Here is a 3,297-nt window from a genome sequence, read left to right on the forward strand (position 1 = left end):
CCGCGGATACTGGCACAAACCAGAAGAATCCGAGGCCGCTCTCCCCGAAGGTCGGCTCCGCACCGGCGACAGCGCGATCGTCGACCAACAGGGCTGGGTGTACCTGGTCGACCGAATAAAAGACCAGATCAACGTCTCCGGCTACAAGGTATGGCCGCGCGAGGTCGAGGATGTTCTCTACGAACATCCGGCCGTACTCGAAGCTGCTGTCGTGGGCGTTGCTGACGAATACCGAGGCGAGTCGGTAGCCGCCTACGTCTCTCTGAAAGACGGCCACACCGCCGACGCCGACGCGCTGATCGCGTTCGCCCGGGAACGCCTCGCGCCCTACAAGCGGCCCAGGTCCGTGGGAATACTCGCCGACCTACCCAAAACACAAACCGGCAAGATCCGCCGACGAGCGCTGCGCGAGCACCTGCAAGACACCCGGACAACACAATGAGTTCCAGCTGATCGGCGACAACGGCGCGGCCTGAGGGACTTGAACAGCAGAAGGCCTCTACCATCCAGAATGTGTACACGTTCGGGTACACTTTAAGCATGTTGATCGAGACGTGGTCAGTTAGGGAAGCCCGCGAGCGGCTACCGCGAATGCTCGATCGATTCCGCCACGGCGACCGAACACCGGTCGGAGTCGGTTCACGACGCAAGACCGAAGCCGTGATGATCCCTGTCGAAGTCTTCGAGGAGTTGACCGCCGAGCGTACTCGCGCGACCGCGGAGGCCAGGGCGTCGGTACGCGCCGAAGGTCTGACCCCCAGTCCTGAAGCCGACGACATCACGGCCCGATGGTCGCGGGGCGAGATCAGCACCGAGCAGATGCGTCAAATGGTTCGCGAACTGCACGGCGCGACGTGACAATAGACCCCTATCTCGATCCCGAATCAGGTGTATTGAGAAACCGGCTCGGCATCACCGACGAAGAAAAGCTACGCCGCGCCGAGGCCGACCTCACCTACGCGGCGCTGGCCGACCTGCGAATCCGCATACTGCCGGGCGGCTACGATCTACGACACCTGTGCGCATTCCACCTCGAGATCTTCGGCGATATCTACCCCTGGGCGGGAGAAGTCCGAACCATCGGCATCGCACGCACAGAACCCTTCTGCCTGCCATCCCATATCGACTCCTATGCCGCGCAGGTGTTCGGACAGCTTGCGGCCGAGAATTTCCTCCGCGGAGCAACCCGGCAAGTATTCGTCGACCGCCTCACCCATTTCCTCGCCGAAGTCAACGCGATCCACCCGTTCCGCGAAGGCAACGGCCGCGCTCAGCGTGCATTCTTCGGCCAACTCGCCCGCCAGGCAGGCCACCCGATCGATTGGTCCCTACTCGATCCGGTGGAGAACGCCACAGCGTCGAGACTCTCGCTGGTCGGCGACAACAGGCCTCTGCGCGGCCTACTCGACCGACTGGTCCAGCCGGAGTAGCCCGATACGCACGTCATTCGTTGCTGTCTCGGCGTTCGTCAGCCGGTGACGGAGCTACTTCACTGTTCTGGCCCGATTGCTGCAGTCGTCAGGTGTCAGTCGCCCCGATACAGCCGCTCGAGGTCGATCAATTCCACATCGTCGCGGGAATCCGCCACGGCGCGCAGTTCGGGGGTGAAGTCGTATCCGGTGAAGAGCAGCAGTTTGGTCTGCCGCGACGCGCGGGGATCGCGTTGGACCAGCAGATCTCGGATCCTGTCGAGGCGGTTGAGCTGTTTCTCCCCGACAACCGCATGGTTCTTCGCCTCACCGATCGCGAGGATCCGTTCCGCACCACCGGCGTCCCGCCCGAACACTACGACGTCCAACTGATGGCCGGTCTTACCCGCGGGGTCGGGCAGAACTCCGGAAAGCACATGCGTGCGCCTGCCTCCCACGGTGCCTGGGGCTGCGTACCACCGGCACCACGCACGCGACAACTGCTCGAAATGCGTACCGAGTACTTGACTTGTGAAGGTGGGCCCCGAGCGTTCCCATACCTCAGTGGCGTGCCCCGGGCGTTCGAGGTCGCTCCATTCCGAGCGTATGATCGCGTAATAGAACGTCAGCAGCGGCTCGGTGATCCGGTAAGTGGACCGGCGGGCGTGGAAGGCGTCCTGTTCGCGGGCGACCATGCCGACGTCTTCCAGGACGGTAAGCGGGTGCCCGAGGTCGGTGGACTTGCGGCCGAGGAAGCTCGCAATGCCGCCCCGGGTGTTGTTACCCTCGGCAATCGCCGCGAGAACACCGTGATAGAGCGCGCTTTCCCGTAGTTCGGGCTCTTCCGCCAGCAGGAACCGCGCTTCCCGGAACAGCGGCCTCGACGAGTTGAGCACATTACGGACCACCCACGGTCCGAAATCCTCGCGGTCGGCGGGTGTGTCACCGAGCGTATATTCGCGCCGGTACGCTGGCGTACCCCCCACCACGGCGTTCACCAGGAACGCCAGCGACAGGTCATCGATTTCCCAGAATTCTCGCGCCAGCCGGTAGTTGAGGGTCGGCACGACAAGCTCCAGGCTTGCGCGTCCCCGCAACGGGGCGCTTCCGACGAGCAGTTTGCTCATGAACGACTGGGCCGAACCGCACAGCAACAGGCGGATGGCACCGGCGTGGCGCCGACCGGCCGGATCGAATGCGCGCTGGATCAACGACGGCAGCTCGGGTGACGCCTTGGCCAGGTAGGGAAACTCGTCGAGGACCACTGTCAGGGGCCGGTCACCAGCACCCAGGGTCATGATTGTCTCGATTGCCTCCGACCACCCGGCGAACCGGCGCGGCACCGGCTCGCCGAGATACCGCGCCAGAGCGCTACCGAGCTGGTGCAGAGACTCGGGTTCGGTCGCCTCGGTGGCCGCGAAGTAGAACCCGCCGGTTGCCTCGCATACCGCGTCGAGAAGGAAGGTCTTTCCTTGCCGGCGACGACCCGAAACGATACCCAGCGCCGGCTGCGGCCCAGGGTAGGTGGCAAATCGGGTCAGTTCCGACCACTCGTGCTCGCGATCGAACATGGTCTCGGGCTTCAGCATGAAATCTATTATAACTCGATCTATTATAGGTGGAGTTATAATAGACCGGACTGTCGCGGATCAGCTCGCGTCGCTCAGCAGGATCTGTACACCGGGTTCGATACCCAGTGCCCGCGCCCACTCGGCCTGGAAACTCGGCGCGATCGCCTTCCTGCTCGACCCGATGTATCGCAGCCGCGAACTCCGCGAACTGGTCACCGATGCCGAACGGGTCGGGATCATCACCACCGACCGCGATGTGCAACAGGTCCGGGAGGACGTCGAGGGCACCACAGTCGGCTGGGTACTCGGCACCGCGG

At 63.7% G+C, this 3,297-nt stretch carries 4 protein-coding genes; 3 read left to right on the forward strand and 1 reads right to left on the reverse strand.

Features of this window, described 5'->3' with window-relative positions:
• From QH168_RS00485 to QH168_RS00495, 3 genes are all read left to right on the forward strand, one after another.
• Positions 1 to 442, forward strand: a 442-nt coding sequence (locus QH168_RS00485) for an AMP-binding enzyme (RefSeq protein WP_280232343.1), incomplete at its 5' end; no start/stop codon positions are given.
• A 98-nt stretch (positions 443 to 540) separates the two neighbouring features.
• Positions 541 to 858 carry an antitoxin VbhA family protein gene (locus QH168_RS00490; RefSeq protein ID WP_084475679.1) on the forward strand — a complete coding sequence of 106 codons (318 nt, stop codon included), beginning with the start codon at positions 541 to 543 and terminating at the stop codon, positions 856 to 858.
• Complete coding sequence (locus tag QH168_RS00495) at positions 789 to 1,430, forward strand: Fic/DOC family protein (protein WP_280232344.1); 642 nt, start codon at positions 789 to 791, stop codon at positions 1,428 to 1,430. Before QH168_RS00490 ends, QH168_RS00495 begins: the two co-directional genes overlap by 70 nt.
• Positions 1,431 to 1,525: 95 nt before the next feature.
• Here the strand turns inward: QH168_RS00495 and QH168_RS00500 are convergent, their stop codons facing one another.
• Entirely contained in the window at positions 1,526 to 2,998 is a 1,473-nt protein-coding gene (locus tag QH168_RS00500) for an AAA family ATPase (protein ID WP_280232345.1), read from the reverse strand.
• Between the last annotated feature and the right edge of the window lie 299 nt (positions 2,999 to 3,297).

It is taken from the genome of Nocardia cyriacigeorgica (assembly GCF_029868385.1).
Taxonomy (GTDB): domain Bacteria; phylum Actinomycetota; class Actinomycetes; order Mycobacteriales; family Mycobacteriaceae; genus Nocardia; species Nocardia cyriacigeorgica_F.